This window comes from Acidovorax sp. M2(2025) (assembly GCF_049330835.1).
Taxonomy (GTDB): domain Bacteria; phylum Pseudomonadota; class Gammaproteobacteria; order Burkholderiales; family Burkholderiaceae_C; genus Acidovorax.
In genome coordinates this window covers 3,343,953-3,362,619 of sequence record NZ_CP186262.1, presented here as the reverse complement: position 1 = coordinate 3,362,619, position 18,667 = coordinate 3,343,953, and the positions used below count along the sequence as shown (strand labels likewise).

Sequence of the window (18,667 nt, the reverse complement as noted above, 5' to 3'; positions counted from 1 at the left end):
CGAGTGCGTCAGGCCTTTTGCAGCACCCGGCCCGGGTTCATGATGCCCTGCGGGTCCAGCGCTTGCTTGATGGCGCGCATCATGCCCAGGGCCACGGGCGACTGGTATTTCTCGAGCTTGTCGGCCTTGAGTTCGCCAATGCCGTGCTCTGCCGAGAAGGAGCCGCCGAACTCGGCCACGGCTTCATAGACCAGGTGGTTCACCTGCGCCTCGCGCTCGCGCAGGAAGGCCTTGGCGTCGCCCTCGGCCGGGGCCTGCACGTTGTAGTGCAGGTTGCCGTCGCCCAGGTGGCCGAAGTTGACCAGGCGCACGCCCGGGATTTCGCGCTGCAGCACCGCGTCGGCGTGCGCCACGAACGCGGGGATGCGCGAGATGGGCACCGAGATGTCGTGCTTGATGTTCAGGCCCTCTTCGGCCTGGGCCAGCGGAATGCTCTCGCGGATGTGCCAGAGCTGGTGCGCCTGCGTGAGGTTCTCGGCCACCACGGCGTCGGCCACGCAGCCCATCTCAAACGCCGTCTCCAGCAGTGATTCAAAGCGCGCACGCGCGTGCTCTTCGGATTCGCTGTCGGAGTTTTCGAGCAATACGCACCACGGCGCGTTCTCGTCGCCCAGGAAGGGCACGCGCAGCTGCGGCATGTGCTTGCCCACCAGGCTGAGCGCGAACTGCCCCATCACTTCAAAGCCCGTGAGGCCCGCGCCCAGCTGCTTGTGCGCCAGGCCCAGCAGGGCCACGGCATGCTCCATGGAGGGCACGGCGGCCCAGGCGGTGAGCTTGGCGGCGGGCTGGGGGTAGAGCTTCATCGTGGCCGCGGTGATGATGCCCAGCGTCCCCTCGCTGCCGATGAACAGGTCGCGCAGGTCGTAGCCGGTGTTGTCCTTGCGCAGGCCCTTGAGGCCGTCCCACACCTCGCCCTGGGGCGTGACGACCTCCAGGCCCAGGCAGAGCTCGCGGGTGTTGCCGTAGCGCACCACCTGTGTGCCGCCGGCGTTGGTGCCTAGGTTGCCGCCGATGGTGCAGCTGCCCTCGGCCGCGAGGGAGAGCGGAAACAGCACGCCCGCGTTGCGCGCCACCTCCTGCAGGTTCTGCAAGATGCAGCCGGCCTCCACCGTCATGGTGAGGTTGTCGGTGTCCACGCTGCGCACGGCGTTCATGCGGGCGAGGCTCAGCACGATCTGCGTGCCGGACTCATCGGGCGTGGAGCCCACGGCCAAGCCGGTATTGCCGCCCTGCGGCACGATGGCGGTGCCGCTGGCGGCGCAGGCCTTCACCACGGCGGCCACCTCGGCCGTGCTGGCCGGGCGCACCACGGCCAGGGCCTTGCCGCGCACGCGGCGGCGCCAGTCCTGCTCCCAGGCGGTGAGGTCGCCTTCGGTGATCACGTGGGTGGGGCCGACGATGGCGCGCAGGGTGTCGATGAGTTGGGTCATGGTTTGGATTGCATTGATGTCAGTGATTCAGCTGCCTGTGAAACCGCCACGGCTTGAGCGAGGGCAGCCGCGCAAGGCCCGAAGGGCCTCAGGGGGTGTTTCATTTCCTTGCGTTGCGCTGGCGCAGCCGCACGTGCAGCGTGCAGGCGGTGAACAGCAGCAGGCACAGCGCCACCTCGGCCCAGGCCAGCCACTGCGAGGGGGGCTTGTCGCCCCAGCCGCGCACCACGCCTTCGATGAAGTACAGCCAGATCACCAGGCTCACCCAGCGGTAGGTGTACATGCGGTTCTTGAGAATGCCCGCGAGCGGAATGCACAGCGGCAGCGCCTTGACGGCCAGCCACGAGCCGCCGGGCCGCACCGGCGCCAGCACCAGCTCCCACGCCAGGCACAGCGCCACCAGCGCCAGCAGGCTGCCCGCGGCCAGCCAGCGGGTGGCGGCCACGGCCGGCGCGGGAGGGGTGGATGCGGGCAGGGTCGGGGTGGCGGAGGATGCGGTCATTGGGCTGGCATCATATCGGCCATGTCCTTGACCTTACAGACAGCGGTGCAGCGCTTTGAAGCGCTGGTGGCCGAGCTGTCGCACTTTCCCTGGCGCACCACCGCGCAAACGCTGCGCGAGCGCTTCCGCGAGGACCATCTGGGGCTCACGGCCAGCAGCCTCACCTTCACCACCATGCTTGCGCTGGTGCCGTTCTTCACCGTGGCGCTGGCCGTGTTCACGGCGTTCCCCATCTTCGGCAAGCTGCAGGGGGCGCTGCAGACGTGGCTGGTGACCAGCCTGGTGCCCGACAGCATCTCGCGCCAGGTGCTGGGCTACCTCAGCCAGTTTGCCGCCAAGGCCAGCGGGCTGGGCGTTGCGGGCTTTTCCATCGTGATGGCGACGGCGCTGGCGCTGATCCTCACCATCGACCGCACGCTCAACGATATCTGGCGCGTGCAGCGCCTGCGCCCGCTGGGCCAGCGCGTGCTCATCTACTGGGCGGCCATCACGCTGGGGCCGCTGCTCATGGGGGCCAGCCTGGCGCTCACCTCGTACGTGATGTCGGCCTCGGGCGGGCTGGTCAAGCGGCTGCCGGACGGCGTGCAGCTGCTGTTCGACTCGATCCAGTTCGCGGTGCTGGCGGGCGGCATGGCATCGCTCTACCACTATGTGCCCAACACGCCGGTGAAATGGCGCCACGCCTGGACGGGCGGGCTGTTCGTGGCGGTGTGCATCGAGGCGGCCAAGAAGGTGCTGGCCCTGTACCTGGGCACCGTGCCCACCTATTCGGTGGTGTATGGCGCCTTCGCCACGCTGCCGATCCTGCTGGTGTGGATCTACGTGGCCTGGGTCATCGTGCTGCTGGGCGCGGTGGTCACCGCCTACCTGCCCAGCCTGCTGGCGGGCGTGGCGCGGCGCGGCACGGTGGCGGGCTGGACGTTCCAGCTGGCGGTGGAGGTGCTGCAAGCCCTGCACCGCGCCCGCCAAACCCCCGCCAAGGGCTTGCGGCCGGGCCAGCTGGCGCAGGCGCTGCGCGTGGACGGCCTGCAGCTGGAGCCGGTGCTGGAGGCCCTGACCGCGCTGGACTGGGTGGGCGAGGTGGCGGAAGCCACGGCCCAAGGGGCCTCGGACGAGGCGGAGCCGCGCTGCATCCTGCTGGCCGACCCGCAATCCACCCCGCTGGCGCCGCTGGTGCGCCGGCTGCTGCTGGAGCGCGCGCCCAGCCTGGGCCCGTTGTGGCAGCGCTCGGGCCTGGAGTCGCTGGTGGTGGCCGACGTGCTGGGTGGCGTGCCGACCGATGCCCTGGGCGATGCCCCGGCGCCGCCCCTCGCCTGAATTTGCCTGAATTTGCTTCTGTTTTGATAGCTGCTTGCGCTTTCTGGACGGGCGCTGCAGCCTGATTTTATTCAAAACGGGACTTTGCCGGTCCACAGGTCCTTGTACATGGCCCAGTCGCCTATGAAGCTGTAGAGCGGGCGCTTGAAGCTGGCGGGCTTGTTCTTCTCAAACCCGAAGTGGCCCACCCACGCAAAGCCGTAGCCGCACAGCAGCCCGTACAGCAGGTACTGCGGCTTGCCGGTGGCCACCAGCATGGCCAGGCACACCAGGCTGAGCGTGGAGCCCACGAAGTGCAGCCGCCGGCAGGTGCGGTTGCTGTGCTCCGTGAGGTAGAACGGGTAGAACTCCGCGAAGGTCTTGAAGCTGCGCGGATCGGGCTTGCCGTCGGCGGCGGGGGCCGGCGCAGGGTGGGGCGTGCTGAGGTCCATGGCGTTGTCTCCTTCGTGTGCGGCCGGTCCGGCTGTGGCGCGGCCTTGCCAGCAGCGCAGTCTAGAACCCCAGGGAATCCCCGTACCGTCGCATGGCCGACATTCGGGGGCGCAGGCGCCCTGGGGAAAACCCAGGGGCTCCTGCGCGGCGCGTGCGGGCCCCTCAGCGCGCGAGGAAGTCGCGCAGGGCGAACAGCGTCTCCTCCGGCGCCTCGGTCATCTGGTTGTGGCCCACGGGCAGGTGCGCCACCTGCACCTGCTTGCCCGCAGCCCGGGCCGCATTGATGAGGCCCTGCGCGGCCTTGGGCGACGTCATCTGGTCCTGGCTGCCCAGCGCAAAGAGAATGGGGCAGGTGAGCTGGGCCATGGCCGCCTCGCCGCCCGCGTAACTGTCGCAGGCCACAAAGCCGCGGTGGAACACGTTGACGGCGGGGTTGCTGCGCAGCACCTTGCGCCCCAGCGCCATGCCGGCGCCAAACACCCAGGTGCCCGGCCCCAGGGCCGAGGGCGGCGCGGCCAGCGTGCTGCGCGAGAACACGTTGACCATGCGCAGCGCCTTTTCCGGATCGGTTTGCGACGCCTCGATGAGCGCGGGCGACACCTTCATGGGAAACGCCGTGCCCACCAGCACCAGATGGCTGATGCGGTCCTTCAGGCGCGCGGCGGCTTCCATGGCGATGAGCGATCCCCAGCTGTGGCCCACCAGCGCCGCGCGCTGCACGCCCGCGGCATACAGCAGGGCGCCGATGAAGTCCGCGCCTTGCTCTACCGTGGCGGGCGCATCGCCGCCACTGCGGCAGTGGCCGGGCAGGTCGATGGCCAGCACGTTCCAGCCGTGGTGGGCCATGTAGCGGCTTTGCAGGGCCCACACGCTGTGGTCGTTGAGCACGCCGTGGATGAACACCACGGTGGGCTTGGCGGCATCGAAGGCCTTGCCGCCGGTGTAGCAGTAGATGGCGGCCCCGTTGACTTGGATGTGCATGGTCAGGCCCCCGCCTTCTCTGCCGCTTTCAGCGCGCGCTTGAGGTCGTCGATGAGGTCGTCGGCGTCTTCGAGTCCGATGGACAGGCGGATCGTGCCCTGGCGGATGCCCGCACCCGCCAGCGCGTCGTCACTCATGCGGAAGTGCGTGGTGCTGGCTGGGTGGATCACCAGGCTGCGGCAGTCGCCCACGTTGGCCAGGTGGCTGAAGACCTTGAGCGTTTCGATGAACTTCTTGCCCTGCTCGCGGTTGCCCTTCAGGTCGAAGCTGAACACCGAGCCCGCGCCGCGCGGCAGCAGCTTTTGCGCCAATGCGTGGCTCCCGTGCGACTCCAGCAGCGGGTGGCCCACGCGCGCCACGAAGGGCTGCGCGGCCAGAAACTCCACCACCTTCTCTGTGTTGCGCATGTGCCGCTCCATGCGCAGCGGCAGCGTCTCGATGCCTTGCAGGATCAGCCAGGCCGTGTGCGGGCTCATGCAGGCGCCAAAGTCGCGCAGGCCCTCGCGCCGTGCGCGCAGCAAAAAGGCGCCCACGGTGCTTTCTTCGGTGAACACCATGTTGTGAAAGCCGTCATAGGGCTGCGTCAGCTCGGCGAACTTGCCGGCCGACTTCGGGCCGTCCCAGTCGAAGCTGCCGCCGTCCACCACGATGCCGCCCACCACCGTGCCGTGGCCCGAGAGGAACTTGGTGGCCGAGTGGTAGACCAGGTCGGCGCCGTGTTCAAACGGTTTGATGAGCCAGGGCGAGGTGAGGGTGGAGTCCACCAGCAGCGGCACGCCAGCCTCGTGCGCGATGGCCGATACGGTGGGGATGTCCAGCACGTCCAGGCCGGGGTTGCCCACGGTTTCGCCAAAGAAGAGCTTGGTGTTGGGGCGCACCGCAGCGCGCCAGCCGTCGATGTCGCCGGGCTTCACGAACGTGGTCTCGATGCCGAAGCGGCTGAGCGTGTAGTGCAGCAGGTTCTGCGATCCGCCGTACAGCGCCGTGCTGGCCACGATGTGGCTGCCCGCGCCCATCAGCGTGGCCACGGCCAGGTGCAGTGCGGCCTGGCCGCTGGCGGTGGCGATGGCGCCCACGCCGCTCTCCAGCGCCGCCACGCGCTGCTCCAGCACCGCGTTGGTGGGGTTGCTGATGCGGCTGTACACATGGCCGCCGCGCTCCAGGTTGAACAGCGAGGCCGCGTGGTCGCTGGACTCGAAGACGAACGAGGTGGTCAGGTGGATGGGCGTGGCGCGTGCGCCGGTGGCGGGGTCGGGGCTCGCGCCTGCGTGCAGCGCCAGCGTGTCAAAGCCGGGGTCGGAATAGCCGGGCATCGGGGTGTCTCCCATGTTGTCAGTGCAGCGGGGATTGTGGGCTATATTCCCGTCGATCATTCAGACTGCGGCACGCGCCGCTGCCCCCTCGGAGACCCAGCACCATGAAAGTCAGCGACATTCTTCGCGTCAAAGGCAACACCCTCTACACCGCTACGCCGGACGAGCCGCTGTCGGGTGCGGTGGCGGTGATGGCCGAGCGGGACATCGGCTCGCTGGTGGTGATGGAGCATGGCGACCTGGTGGGCATGCTCACCTTCCGCGAAGTCATCCAGGCACTGGTCAAGAACGGCGGCAGCGTGGGCACGATGCTGGTGCGCACGGCCATGGACGATGCGCCCCTGACCTGCACGCTGGAAACCGACATGGACGAAGTGCGCCGCATGATGCTGGACCGCCATGCCCGCTACATGCCCGTGATGGACCGCCGCATGCTCATGGGCGTGATCAGCTTCTACGACGTGGCCAAGGCCGTGGTGGACAGCCAGAACTTCGAGAACAAGATGCTCAAGGCCTACATCCGCGACTGGCCTGAGGAAAAGACCGCGCCCTGAACCGCAGCGCGCTGCAGTGCCCGACCCGTGGGCCCGCTCAGGCGCCGCCGCGGGCGGTGCGCAGCCAGTCTGCCACGTCCCCGGGCGGCATGGGCTTGCCAAACAGATAGCCTTGCATGACGGGGCACCCGTGCGCCTGCAGCCATTGCTGCTGGCCCGGGGTTTCCACCCCCTCCGCCACCACCACCATGCCCAGGCTGTGGGCGATGCTGAGCACCGAGACGGTCAGCGCGCGGGCGGTGGAACTGGTGGTGAGGTCGCGCACAAAGGCCATGTCCAGCTTCAGCTCGGAAATCGGCAGGCGGTGCAGGTAGCTCAGGCTGGAGTAGCCCGTTCCGAAGTCGTCCAGCGACAGCTTGAAGCCCTTCTGGTGCAGCGCTTCGATGTTGGCGCGCGTCACGGGGCGCGCGTCCATCATCACGCTCTCGGTGATCTCCAGCAGCAAGTCTTGGGGGCGCAGCCCGTGCCGCTCCAGCGCGGCGCAGACCTGCTGCGCAAACTCGGCCTGGTGAAAGCTGCGTCCCGACAGGTTGACCGCCACGCAGGGAATCCCATGCCCCGCAGCGCGCCAGGCGGCCAGCTGGCCGCAGGCTTCGTCCAGCAGCCACAGCGTCAGCTCGTGGATCAGGCCCGCCTCTTCCGCCACGGGGATGAACTGGCTGGGCGGCACCATGCCCCAGTCCGGGTGCTGCCAGCGCGCCAGGGCTTCCAGGCCGTGCAGCGTGGCCGGTGACGAGCTCAGGACCTGCGGCTGGTACTCCAGGCGCAGGCTGCGGGCGGCCAGCGCCTGGCGCAGGGCGCGCTCCATCGCCGCGCGCTCCTGTGCGCAACGGTTCATCTCGGCGCTGAACAATTGCAGGCTGTGCAGGTGGTCGCTCTTGGCCTGGGCCATGGCCTGGTCCGCATGGCGCAGCAGCGTGTCGATGCCGTCGCCGTCCTCTGGAAACATGGCAATGCCGATGCTGGCCCGGCACACATGCGCCTGGCCGGAAATCTCCATGGGGCGGGCCAGTTCCTCCAGCAGGCGGTGCGCTGCCTGCACGGCCTGGTCGGTGGCGCAGTCCGACAGCAGCAGCACGAACTCGTCGCCCGCCAGGCGCCCGACCAGATCGCGGGCGCGCAGGCATTGCGTGAGCCGGTTGGCCACCTCGCACAGCAGCGCGTCGCCGGCGGCATGGCCCTGGGTCTCGTTCACTTGCTTGAAACGGTCCAGGTCGATGAACAGCAGCGCGCCGGGCAGGCTGTCCTGGTGCAAGCCGGCCAGCGCGCGCTCGGCGCTGGTACGGAACATCGCGCGGTTGGGCAGGCCGGTAAGCTCGTCAAAGAACGCCAGCTGGTGGATGCGCTGGCGGGTGGAGTGGCGCTCGATGGCCACGGCGCACAGGTGCAGGCAGACGTCCACCAGCCGGTGGTGCAGCGCGTCCGGGCCCCGGGGCTCGCGGAAATAGAACGCGAAGGTGCCCACCACCTTGCCCCGGTGGTCGCTGATGGGGCTCGACCAGCAGGCGCGCATGCCGCTGGGTGCGAACAAGGCACGGTAGTCCGCCCACAGCGGATCGGTGGCAATGTCCGTCACGACCACAGGCTCGCCGCGGTAGGCGGCCGTGCCGCACGAGCCGACGCTCGGGCCGATGGGCACGCCGTCGAGCGCCCGGCAGATGTCTGCGGGAAGGCTGGGCGCGGCCAGCGGGTGCAGCAGGCCCTGTTCATCCACGGCCAGGATGGACGCCGTGACCTCGGGGGCGATGCGCTCCACCTCGCGGCAGACCAGCGCCATCAGGTCGGTCAGCGGCAGTTCGTTGACCATGCCTTCCAGCACGCGCTTTTGCAGCACCTCGTGCATCTTGGTGAGCGTGATGTCCGTGAGCACGGTGATGCTGCCGCCCGGCCCGCCGGAGGCTTCGTCGGAGGCGTTGATCATCATCGACACCCAGCGGGGCTGGCCGGACTTGCTGTAGAGCAGGGTCTCCACATGGAAGTACCCCTGGGCCTGCAAGCCGCTGCGGATGTCGCCCAGCAGCCCCGGGTCGGAGTGCGGGCCCAGGAGCACGTCGCTCAGGTACCGGCCCAGCACCTCGCCCGCGCCGAATCCGAACAGGCGCGTGAACCCCCCGTTCACATAGACCACCCGCCTGGCCGTGTTGCTCAGCACGATCGCGTTGTCGCTGGCGTCCAGGGCGCTGCGCAGCGGCGCATCCCCCAACGGGGGCGGCAGGGGGACGCTGTTGCGCGGAGCCAGGGGAGGGGCGGGCGGTTGCGGGGAAGAGGGCGGCATGGACGTCCCGAAGTGGGTGCTGCATGCTAGCAAGCGCCTGCGTGCGTGCCAAGCGCGTTTGTGGCATGGCGGTGCGGGCGCCGGGCCTGTTGGCGGCGGCTGCTCTGGGATAATCCCGCGCCATGAGCGGCAATACCTTTGGAACCCTATTCGCAGTCACCAACTTTGGTGAATCCCACGGCCCGGCCATCGGCTGCGTGATCGACGGGTGCCCGCCCGGCATGCCGCTGGAGGAGACCGACATCCAGGCCGACCTCGACCGCCGCCGCCCGGGCACCAGCCGCCACGTGACGCAGCGCAACGAGCCTGACGCGGTGGAGATCCTGTCGGGCGTGTACCAGGGCAAGACCACCGGAACGCCCATCGCCCTGCTGATCCGCAACACCGACCAGCGCAGCAAGGACTACAGCAACATCGCCGAGAGCTTTCGGCCGGGCCATGCCGACTACACCTACTGGCACAAGTACGGCATCCGGGACCCGCGCGGCGGCGGGCGCTCGTCCGCCCGCCTGACGGCCCCCACGGTCGCGGCCGGGGCCGTGGCCAAGAAGTGGCTTGCGCTGCGCCACGGCGTGCAGTTCCGCGCCTGCATGACGCAGCTGGGCGAAATGCCCATCCCGTTCGAGAGCTGGGACCACGTGCAGCGCAACCCCTTCTTCGCCCCCGTGGCCGATGTGGCCGCGTACGAAGACTACATGGATGCCCTGCGCAAGGCCGGCGATTCGTGCGGCGCCCGCATCCGGGTGCAGGCCACGGGCGTGCCGGTGGGGCTGGGCGAGCCGCTGTACGACAAGCTGGACGCTGACATCGCCTACGCAATGATGGGGCTCAATGCCGTCAAGGGGGTGGAGATCGGCGCGGGCTTCGCCAGTGTGGCGCAGCGCGGCACGACGCATGGCGACTCGATGGCACCGCAGGGATTCCAGAGCAACAACGCGGGCGGCGTGCTGGGGGGCATCAGCACCGGCCAGGACATCGAGGTGAGCATCGCCATCAAGCCCACCAGCTCCATCATCAGCCCGCGCCAGTCCATCGACATCCACGGCAACAGCACCGAAGTCGTCACCAAGGGGCGCCACGACCCCTGCGTGGGCATCCGTGCCGCGCCCATCGCCGAAGCCCTGCTGGCGCTGGTGGTGATGGACCACGCGCTGCGCCACCGGGCGCAGTGCGGCGACGTGGTGCCGCCGGTGCCGCCCATCCAGGCCTCGTTTCTCTGAGACGGGGCCACGGGGCGGCCGGCACAGGCCGGCAAGACCCACAAGTCAGGGCGCGCAGGAATGCGCGCCTTTTTGTTAGGGCGTGTAGCAAAGAAGCAAAGAAAAAGGGGAAGGGCATGAACCGTTGGCGGGCTTGGGCAGCAGGGAGCGTGGACAAAGGGTGTGGCCGGACGGCGCGGGGGGCTGTCGTTGCCGTCGTGGGCGTTGCGGCGGTACTGCTGGCGGGGTGCGGGGCTCTGTCGCCCGCGCCCGAAGTGACTCGGCCGGACCATCTCGACATCACGCTCATCGGCTTCAACGACCTGCACGGCAACCTGGAGCCGCCGCGAATGGCGCACACGGTGAACGGGCCGGCGGGGCCGGTGGCCGTGCCCGCGGGCGGCATGGCGTACCTGGCAAGCGCCATCGCGGCCCTCAAGGCCCGTAGCCCGCACCATGCCGTGGTCTCGGCGGGCGACATGGTGGGCGCATCGCCGCTGGTGTCCTCGCTGTTCCTGGACGAGCCCACGATCGAAGCCGTCAACACCATGCGCATTGATTTCAATGCCGTAGGCAACCACGAGTTTGACCGCGGCTGGCGTGAACTGCTGCGCCTGCAGCAAGGGGGCTGCGAAAAGTTCACCGCCCGCCAGCCCTGCCAGATCAGCAAGCCCTTCGCGGGCGCGCAGTTCGGCTTCCTGGCCGCCAATACCGTGCGGGAGGAAGACGGCCGCACGCTGCTGCCGGCCACCGGGCTCAAGCGCTTTGAGCAAGGCGGGGCCACGGTCACGCTGGGGATGATCGGCCTCACGCTGCGCGGAACCCCGTCCATGGTCAGCCCGGCCGGGGTGGCGGGCCTGCGTTTCGAGGACGAGGCCGCCACCGCCAACGCGCTGGTGCCGCAGCTCAAGGCCCAGGGCGCCGATGTGATCGCCGTGGTCATCCACGAGGGCGGCAGCACCACGGCCGGCGTGCAGGAGACGAGCTGCGCCGGCCTGTCGGGCGACATCGTGCCCATTCTGGAGCGCCTGGACCCTGCCGTGGACGTGGTGGTCTCGGGCCACACCCACCAGGCGTACGTGTGCGACTACAGCCGCGTGAACCCGGCCAAGCCCTTCCTGCTGACCAGCGCCGGCCAGTACGGCACGCTGGTCACCGACATCCAGCTGCGCGTGGACACCCGCACGCGCCGCGTGGTGCGCAAGGTGGCGCGCAACGTCATCGTGCAGGGCGAGGCGTTTACCGGAGCGCAGGGCCCGGTCCCCATGACCGCCGTGGTGCCGTCTTTCGCGGCAGACCCCCAGGTGCGGTCGATCGTCGAAACCTACCGCGCCGCGGCCGTTCCCCTGGCCCGGCGGCCCGTGGGCCAGGCCGCCGGGGCGCTGCGGCGCACGCCGTCGCCTTCGCACGAAAGCGCGCTGGGCAATCTGGTGGCGGATGCGCAGCTGCACGCCACGCGGGCGCCGGAGCACGGCGGCGCCCAGCTGTCGTTCATGAACCCCGGCGGGTTGCGGGCCGACTTGGTGCCCGACGAGCAGGGCCTGGTGCGCTACGGGCAGCTCTACGCCGTGCAGCCCTTTGGCAACCAGCTCGTGGTGAAGACCTTCACGGGGGCGCAGATCCGCGCGGTGCTGGAGCAGCAGTTCGCCAGCGGCAGCAACACCGTGCAACGGCCGCGGGTGCTGTCGGTGTCGGAAGGGTTTTCGTACCGGTACGACCTGTCGCAGCCGCCCGGCGCACGCATCAGCGCCATGGTGCTGCACGGCGCGCCGCTGCGCGATGACATGCCCGTGCGCGTGGTGCTGAGCAGCTACCTCGACAGCGGCGGGGACCATTTCACCGTGCTGGCCCAGGGCCAGGACCGCAGGGTGGGTGCGCTGGACCTGGACGCGCTGGAGGCCTACTTCCGGGACCGCAGCCCGGTGGCCGTTCCCGCCACCGGGCGCATCACGTCCGCGGGCCGTACCGCGCACTGAGCGGCACGGAGGAGGGCGGGGGCGCGCGGGCGCGCGGGCACGTGGGCGTTGGCGCGGAGATTTAGATAAAAAGTGCCGCCAGCGCCCGTGGATAGTGCGCAAGCAGCTATCAAAAAGTGAGTATCTGGAAGCCGCGCCGCAGTCCGGCGGCGCGCAGCGCTTACTTGCGGACTTCGTCCACCATCGCGCGGAAGTCGTCGATGTCCTCGAAGCTGCGGTACACGCTGGCAAAGCGGATGTAGGCCACCTTGTCGAGCTTCTTGAGTTCGCGCATCACCAGCTCGCCGATGCGGCTGGAGAGCACTTCGCGCTGGCCCAGGTTGAGCAGCTTTTCCTCGATGCGCTCAATGGCGGTGTCGATCTGCGTGGTGCTCACCGGGCGCTTGCGCAGCGCCAGGTTGAACGAGGCGAGCAGCTTGCCGCGCTCGTATTCGATGCGCCGGCCATCCTTCTTCACGATGGCCGGGAAATTCACCTCCGGCCGTTCGTACGTCGTGAAGCGCTTGTCGCAGGCGCTGCACTGGCGGCGGCGCCGGATGAAGTCCCCGTCTTCAGACACCCGTGTTTCAACGACTTGCGTCTCCAGGTGGCTGCAGAAGGGGCACTTCATGGGAGCTCAAACGCCGGATCAGCGGTAGACGGGGAAGCGGGCCGTCAGCGCATTGACCTTCTCGCGCACGGCGGCGATGTTGGCCTCGTCGCGCGGGTTGTCCAGCACGTCGGCGATCAGGTTGGCCGTGGCGCGGGCCTCTTCTTCCTTGAAGCCGCGCGTGGTCATGGCGGGGGTGCCGATGCGCACGCCGCTGGTCACCATCGGCTTTTCCGGGTCGTTGGGGATCGCGTTCTTGTTGATGGTCATGTGGGCGGCGCCCAGCACGGCCTCGGCTTCCTTGCCGGTGATGCCCTTGGCGCGCAGGTCCACCAGCATCACGTGGCTTTGCGTGCCGCCGCTGACGATGCGCAGGCCGCGCTGCGTCAGCGTCTCGGCCACCACCTTGGCGTTCTTGACCACCTGTTCCTGGTAGGCCTTGAACTCGGGCGTCAGCGCTTCCTTGAAGGCCACGGCCTTGGCCGCAATCACGTGCATCAGCGGGCCGCCTTGCAGGCCGGGGAAGATGGCGCTGTTGATGGCCTTCTCGTGCTCGGCCTTCATCAGGATGATGCCGCCGCGCGGGCCGCGCAGGCTCTTGTGGGTGGTGCTGGTGACCACGTCGGCGTGCGGCACGGGGTTGGGGTACACGCCAGCTGCAATCAGGCCGGCATAGTGGGCCATGTCCACCATGAAGATCGCGCCGATTTCCTTGGCGATCTTGGCGAAGCGCGCGAAGTCGATGTGCAGGCTGTAGGCCGAGGCACCGGCCACGATCAGCTTGGGCTTGTGCTCGCGGGCCTTGGCTTCCATGGCGTCGTAGTCGATCTCTTCCTTGGCATTCAGGCCGTAGGAGACCACGTTGAACCACTTGCCCGACATGTTCAGCGGCATGCCGTGCGTCAGGTGGCCGCCTTCGGCCAGGCTCATGCCCATGATGGTGTCGCCGGGCTTCAGGAAGGCCAGGAACACGGCCTCGTTGGCGGAGGCGCCGCAGTGGGGCTGCACGTTGGCAGCATCGGCGCCGAAGATCTTCTTCACGCGGTCAATGGCCAGCTGTTCGGCCACGTCCACATGTTCGCAGCCACCGTAGTAGCGCTTGCCGGGGTAGCCCTCGGCGTACTTGTTGGTCAGCTGGGTGCCTTGCGCCCACATCACGGCGGGGGAGGCGTAGTTTTCGCTGGCGATCAGCTCGATGTGGTGCTCTTGGCGGGCGTTTTCGGCCTGGATGGCGGCAAAGAGTTCGGGATCGGTCTGTTCGACAAGAATTTTGCGGTCGTACATGATTGGCAGTCCTATGAACTTGTGTCCCTTGAAACAAGGGCTGCCCAGGCGAACGGCTGAACGCAGCGGGTGGCCCGTGCGGCACGCTTCCCAGTGGTTAACAAGAAGTGGCTTCTTGCTGGTTTCCACGTCAGCGGCAACATCCTGTGTGTGGATGCAGCGCCTATCGCCAGTCGCGTACCCCGCTAGTGTATCCGACACCTCGGCGGCCGGAATGTCTTGAGCCGCTTCTTAGAACGTAAACACGTTCTTACAGCCCGGAGAGCATGGCAACCTTGTCACCGTGCAGCGGCGCCGCAGTGGCCGGGGCCGCCACGGGCACCGACAGCGCAGGTGCCTGGGTGGACAGCACCGGCGGCGGCGTGGTCGGCATGGAGCGGCCGTTGGCCACCTGGCGCAGCCGGAAATGCTCGGCCAACACTTTGGCCGCATAGCCGCCATCGTCGGCCTGGTTGCCGGCACCCACATAAAAGCGCAAGCCGCCCTCGACCGAGCCGGCCCGGGCGATGCACTCTTGCAGCACCTTCGCGCCCACGCGCAGGTTGCTGACCGGGTCGAATGCTGCAAACTGCCCGCCGAAGTTCTGGTACTTGTCCGTGTGGACCGTGGTCATGACCTGCATGAGCCCTTGGGCGCCCACCGCGCTTTGCGCAAAGGGGTTGAAGCTGGACTCGATGGCCATGATGGCCAGGATGAGCGTGGGATCAATCTTGGTGCGCGCACCAATGTCATAGGCCTCGGCCACAAGAACGCTCAGCGGCTCGGGCGCGACGCGGTACTTCTTGCTGAGCCAGAAGGCGACGGCGGCCTGCTCCTTGGGCAGGTCCTTAGGGTTGCCCGCGGTGGCGCGCTCGCTGGCCTCCGGCTCGATGGGCACGCCCAGCATCTGCACCTGGCGCGCCTGCAGCCAGTTCATCAGCTCGGTCTCGCCGGCTTCGCGCAAGTCGGGCCGTGCGGTGAGGGTGATCACGACAAAGGCCACAGCCAGGCCGATGAGCGCAAAGCTGTTGTGGGTGATTTCAAGAAAACCATCGGTCACATCGGACACAAATGTCCGCACGCCGGAGATCAATTTTCCTGACGCTGTCATAGCTCTTCCTTTCTGAGGCACCGCAAAAGCGGGGCCGCCCTGACGGGCGGTCGGGTCTCTGCGGGTCGCCTGGATTGGTACGCCATCAAGTGCGGCAGCCCATCTGCGATGGGCGTTGGGCCTGCACTGACTTAGCCGGGGTCGGCAGCGAGGGTAGGTGGTTACCAGCCCCGGTTTTTGGGGCTGGCGGATTCTAGAAGTTCACTAAATGCAGAGTCAATACTAACATTTAAAACTTTAATATCAATAAGTTATGAAAAATCTGTAAAAAAACCCAGTTTTGGGCCCTGGAAAGGCCATGGGTTCCCTTGCGTGAGCGCGACCCGCTTGCCAAATTCAATCGCCCGTGCGGATACCATTGAAAACGCGGGTTGAGTTGGCCGGCAGGGTTTGGTAAGGTGCAGGTGCCTGTCGTTTCAGGCATCGCCAGACGAGGTCAGTCTCCCTCCGATGGGCATGCAGTGCCCTTGGTGCAGCAGACGCGGCTTTCCCTGGCAAACCCCTGGAGGCAATACCTTGCCTCCCCGCCATGTGGACGTTCATCTCCGCATGCGGACTGATGGCAAAGACCGTTGTGTCAGCCGTCAAGCCCGGTGGTCAGGCCTTGAGGCCCTGCCCACCGGGCTTTCTGTTTTTTACGCCAGTCTTCTGCGGCAGCCTGCGGCGGGAGACGGGGCGCGTGTGGTGATAATGGGGCGGCGCACCGCGCTCAGGCCGGGAGCCTGGTCGGGAGCCGCGCGCCGGCCCACGGTCACCGCGCAGCAGTTTTGTGCCAGGTCACTCTCTCGGGCCCGGCGTGCGCACGGCGTACCGCCCGGGGGCCAAACCCGGTGAAAATAGCAGCTTTCTTACCCTGGCACGGGCGGTGTCCTGCCGGGGTGGCCGCAAGGCGGTGGCCCTGGGTGGCCCGCCTTCTTTGTCATCCTCATGGACCCATGTTTCCTTTTTTTTCCCGCAGCAAAATGTCCGACGCATCTGAAGTGAACCCGGCCCCGGCCAAAACCCACGAGCCGCATCCACTCGATGCGCTGACAGGCGGCGCCTTTTCCGCCGCCACCTCCGGGGAGCGGGCCTCCCGCATTCGCGAGTGGCTGGCCACCCAGCCCGCGCCTGAGCAACTGCAGGAGGTGTTCAAGGAACTGAGCGGCCGCGACAAGGGAGCTGCGCGCGCCGTGCGCGAGCGCCTGGACGAAATCCGCCGCGCCAAGGGCCAGGAGGCGATTGCCGCCGAGTGGGCGGAAAAAGCCCAAGCCTTGCTTGCTGCGCCCAAGCTCAATATTGCCGATGCCCTGGCCTGGCAGCGCGACGCCGCCAAGGCGGGAGCGCCGCTGTCGCGCGAGCCGCTGTCCGTGCTCAAGGTGCAGCTGGCCGACCGCATCAAGGTCATCGAAGACCTGCAGCATCGCGTGCAGGTGCAGCGCGAGGCCGCGGTGCTCCTGGCCCAGCGTATTGAAGTGCTGTCAACCAAGCCCTGGCGCGACGCCCAGGGCGCGGTCGAACTGTTGCGCGCTGACGTGGCCCGCTGGCAGGAGCAGGCGCAAGAACTCGTGGGCGATGCCAGCTGGGTGAGCGTCGAGGCACGCTTTCCGCCGCTGCTGGACGCCTCGCGCACCCAGTTGCTGGTTGTGTGGGATGCGTTCCAGGCGGCACTTGCCCAGGCCGCCGCTGCGGCGGAGGATGCCAACGCGCCGCTGCCCCCGGTGCCTGTGTGGGCAGACGAATTGCGGGCTGCGCGTGGGCTGCCTACCGAGGCGACACTCGCTGCGGCCGCCGCGGCCCCCAAGGCCCCGCGGGCCGCCAAGCCCAAGGCCCCGCCCGAGGTGGTTGAAAAGGCCGTGCAAAGCGTGCGGGAGGCCCTGGCCGTTCTCGAGAAGGAAACCGCCGAGGGCCACGGCAAGGCCAGCTCTGGCGCGGCCGCGGCGTTGCGCGCCGTGCTCAAGGTGCATGGCCGGCACATCGACAACGCCCTGGAGCAGCAGGTCCACACGGCGCTGGTGGCTGCTGGAGAGTTGCAGGGCTGGCAGCGCTGGAGTGCCGACCAGGTCCGGGAGGAACTGGTGGCCAAGGCCGAGGCGTTGCTCAACCGCCCCGAGGGCCAGGCCCTGGGCGGCCGCAAGATGCAGGAAACCTTGCGCGCCTTGCGCGACCAGTGGAAGCAGGCAGACCAGGGCGGGGCGCCCAACCATGCCTTGTGGAAGAAGTTTGACGAAGCCTGCAATGCCGCGCACAAGGTGGTGGAGGTGTGGCTGGACAAGATCCGCACCGAGGCCGCCGAGCACAAGGCGCAGCGCCTGGCGCTGATTGAAGAGGTCAAGGCCTGGGCTCAGGAACACGCCGCCTCGGGGGACTGGAAAGCCATCAACCGGGCGCTGCACCAGTTCGGAGACCGCTGGCGCGAGGGCGGCCATGTGGGGGAAAAGATCTTTGCTGAGTTGCAGCCCTTGTGGAAGCAGGCCATTGCTGCTGCGGCGGCGCCGCTCGAAGCCGCCCAGAAGGAAAGTCTGGCTCGCCGCCACGCAATGATCGAGGAGGCCACTGCGCTGGGCGCCGCGGCCTTGCGCATTGACGCGGTCAAGGCGCTGCAGCAGCGCTGGCAGGCGGAGGCCCAGGCGGTGCCGCTGGACCGCAAGCATGAGCAGAAATTGTGGGATGCGTTCCGCAAGCCGATCGACGAAGCCTTCCACCGCAAGTCCGCGGACCGCGAACGTGCTGAAACCGAGTTGAGCGTGCGCGACCGTGCCGTGCTTGAGGCCTCCAAGGCGCTTGAAGCCGCCAACGCGACCGGGGACGCTCAGCAGATACGTGCCGCCATGCAGGCCCTGGAGGCCGCGTTGCGCGGACAAGCCCAGGCGCAGGAGGCCGCTACGGCGGCTGCGGACACTGCCAACGCCGCGCCGCCCACCGCAGCGGCCGAGCCGGCTGCCGAGGGCGCTGCGGAGACTGCGGAACCATCGCAGGCGCCTGCGGCAGCCCCCGCCAAGCCGGCGGCGCGGCCCGTGGTGGCGGTGCGGGGCGACGACCGCCCCGGCATGAAAAAGGATGCCCCGGCGCCGGCCGGCCGCACGGGGCGCCAGGGCGACCGCCGTGACGGCCGCCCTGGCGACCGTGACGCCGGCCGCGGCGCGCGGGCGGAAGGCCGGTTCGGCGACCGCGGCGGCCGCTTTGGCGATCGCGGCGCGGCCCAGGAAGACCGCGGCCCCCGTTTGGGCGACGCGGCGTTCCGTGCCCAGCGAGAGGCCATGGAGCACGCGCAGCTGGCGTTGAAGAAGCTGGCGGCGCAGGCCCACGGCGAGGCCCTGACCCAGTTGCTGACCGCCTGGGAAAAGCGCGATGCGGCCCTGGTGCCCGCAGCGTCAGACCTGGGAGGTGCCGTGGCGGCTCCGGCGCGCAGCGCCTGGGTGCAGGCCCTGTCTTCCGGTCCCCAGGGGGATGCTGCCGAAGCGCTGTTGCGCCTGGAAATGGCCGCCGAAGTGCCCACGCCCGCGGAGCACATTGCGGCCCGCCGGATGCTGCAGCTGCAGCTGCTGACCCGCCGCAACGACCCCGCGCCCGCCCAGACTTGGGGGCAGGACGTGGCCCGGGTGCTGGCGAGCGCCAGCGACGCGGGCAGCGCCCGCCGTTTGCAAAATGTCCTGAAGGCGCTGCTGCGCAAGTAGGGCGCTGGCCAGCCGTCCGGGTGGTTGTGGAGGTGCCGCTGCCGGGCGGCGGCACCTTGCTGTATCCGT

Annotated in this window: 14 protein-coding genes and 1 riboswitch; of the genes, 5 read left to right on the top strand and 9 right to left on the bottom strand. The window is 68.5% G+C overall.

Annotated elements, in window-relative coordinates; translation table 11 throughout:
* Positions 1 to 8: 8 nt before the first annotated feature.
* The gene (locus tag ACOYR3_RS15575; protein ID WP_422843246.1) at positions 9 to 1,430 is read right to left on the bottom strand and encodes an FAD-binding oxidoreductase; all 1,422 of its coding nucleotides are present in this window, start codon (positions 1,428 to 1,430) and stop codon (positions 9 to 11) included.
* Between the two features lie 100 nt (positions 1,431 to 1,530).
* The gene (locus ACOYR3_RS15570) at positions 1,531 to 1,932 is read right to left on the bottom strand and encodes a DUF2069 domain-containing protein (RefSeq protein ID WP_422843245.1); all 402 of its coding nucleotides are present in this window, start codon (positions 1,930 to 1,932) and stop codon (positions 1,531 to 1,533) included.
* Positions 1,933 to 1,953: 21 nt separating this feature from the next.
* On the opposite strand from ACOYR3_RS15570, the gene ACOYR3_RS15565 reads away from it, so the two are divergent.
* Complete coding sequence (locus ACOYR3_RS15565; RefSeq protein WP_422843244.1) at positions 1,954 to 3,249, top strand: YihY family inner membrane protein; 1,296 nt, start codon at positions 1,954 to 1,956, stop codon at positions 3,247 to 3,249.
* A gap of 71 nt (positions 3,250 to 3,320) precedes the next feature.
* On the opposite strand, the gene ACOYR3_RS15560 is transcribed toward ACOYR3_RS15565, so the two are convergent.
* The 3 genes from ACOYR3_RS15560 to ACOYR3_RS15550 form a co-directional block, all read right to left on the bottom strand.
* Complete coding sequence (locus ACOYR3_RS15560; protein ID WP_422843243.1) at positions 3,321 to 3,680, bottom strand: Mpo1-like protein; 360 nt, start codon at positions 3,678 to 3,680, stop codon at positions 3,321 to 3,323.
* A gap of 163 nt (positions 3,681 to 3,843) precedes the next feature.
* Positions 3,844 to 4,662, bottom strand: coding sequence for an alpha/beta fold hydrolase (locus tag ACOYR3_RS15555; protein WP_422843242.1), 819 nt, complete (start codon positions 4,660 to 4,662; stop codon positions 3,844 to 3,846).
* Positions 4,663 to 4,664: 2 nt separating this feature from the next.
* Positions 4,665 to 5,975 (bottom strand): O-acetylhomoserine aminocarboxypropyltransferase, encoded by a 1,311-nt coding sequence (locus ACOYR3_RS15550; protein ID WP_422843241.1) that lies wholly within the window; start codon positions 5,973 to 5,975, stop codon positions 4,665 to 4,667.
* Positions 5,976 to 6,079: 104 nt separating this feature from the next.
* Here ACOYR3_RS15550 and ACOYR3_RS15545 point away from each other — a divergent pair, with 104 nt between their 5' ends.
* Positions 6,080 to 6,529, top strand: a complete 450-nt coding sequence (locus ACOYR3_RS15545) for a CBS domain-containing protein (protein ID WP_291485014.1) — start codon at positions 6,080 to 6,082, stop codon at positions 6,527 to 6,529.
* Positions 6,530 to 6,566: 37 nt separating this feature from the next.
* On the opposite strand, the gene ACOYR3_RS15540 is transcribed toward ACOYR3_RS15545, so the two are convergent.
* Positions 6,567 to 8,804, bottom strand: a complete 2,238-nt coding sequence (locus ACOYR3_RS15540; RefSeq protein ID WP_422843240.1) for a sensor domain-containing protein — start codon at positions 8,802 to 8,804, stop codon at positions 6,567 to 6,569.
* A 122-nt stretch (positions 8,805 to 8,926) separates the two neighbouring features.
* Between ACOYR3_RS15540 and aroC the strand changes: the two genes are divergently transcribed.
* On the top strand, positions 8,927 to 10,024 hold the full coding sequence (aroC, locus tag ACOYR3_RS15535) for a chorismate synthase (RefSeq protein ID WP_422843239.1): 1,098 nt from the start codon (positions 8,927 to 8,929) through the stop codon (positions 10,022 to 10,024).
* Positions 10,025 to 10,140: 116 nt separating this feature from the next.
* The gene (locus ACOYR3_RS15530; RefSeq protein WP_422843238.1) at positions 10,141 to 11,979 is read left to right on the top strand and encodes a bifunctional metallophosphatase/5'-nucleotidase; all 1,839 of its coding nucleotides are present in this window, start codon (positions 10,141 to 10,143) and stop codon (positions 11,977 to 11,979) included.
* Between the two features lie 160 nt (positions 11,980 to 12,139).
* On the opposite strand, the gene nrdR is transcribed toward ACOYR3_RS15530, so the two are convergent.
* The 3 genes from nrdR to ACOYR3_RS15515 all read right to left on the bottom strand — a co-directional run bounded on the left by nrdR (position 12,140) and on the right by ACOYR3_RS15515 (position 14,942).
* Positions 12,140 to 12,589, bottom strand: coding sequence for a transcriptional regulator NrdR (gene nrdR / locus ACOYR3_RS15525; RefSeq protein WP_291485022.1), 450 nt, complete (start codon positions 12,587 to 12,589; stop codon positions 12,140 to 12,142).
* A gap of 18 nt (positions 12,590 to 12,607) precedes the next feature.
* Positions 12,608 to 13,852, bottom strand: coding sequence for a serine hydroxymethyltransferase (gene glyA, locus ACOYR3_RS15520; protein ID WP_422843237.1), 1,245 nt, complete (start codon positions 13,850 to 13,852; stop codon positions 12,608 to 12,610).
* Between the two features lie 35 nt (positions 13,853 to 13,887).
* A riboswitch (ZMP/ZTP riboswitch) is annotated at positions 13,888 to 14,039 on the bottom strand.
* Positions 14,040 to 14,102: 63 nt separating this feature from the next.
* The gene (locus ACOYR3_RS15515; RefSeq protein WP_422843236.1) at positions 14,103 to 14,942 is read right to left on the bottom strand and encodes a transglycosylase SLT domain-containing protein; all 840 of its coding nucleotides are present in this window, start codon (positions 14,940 to 14,942) and stop codon (positions 14,103 to 14,105) included.
* Between the two features lie 935 nt (positions 14,943 to 15,877).
* On the opposite strand from ACOYR3_RS15515, the gene ACOYR3_RS15510 reads away from it, so the two are divergent.
* A complete protein-coding gene (locus ACOYR3_RS15510; RefSeq protein ID WP_422843235.1) occupies positions 15,878 to 18,598 on the top strand; it encodes a DUF349 domain-containing protein in 2,721 nt (906 codons plus the stop codon).
* Positions 18,599 to 18,667 lie beyond the last annotated feature (69 nt).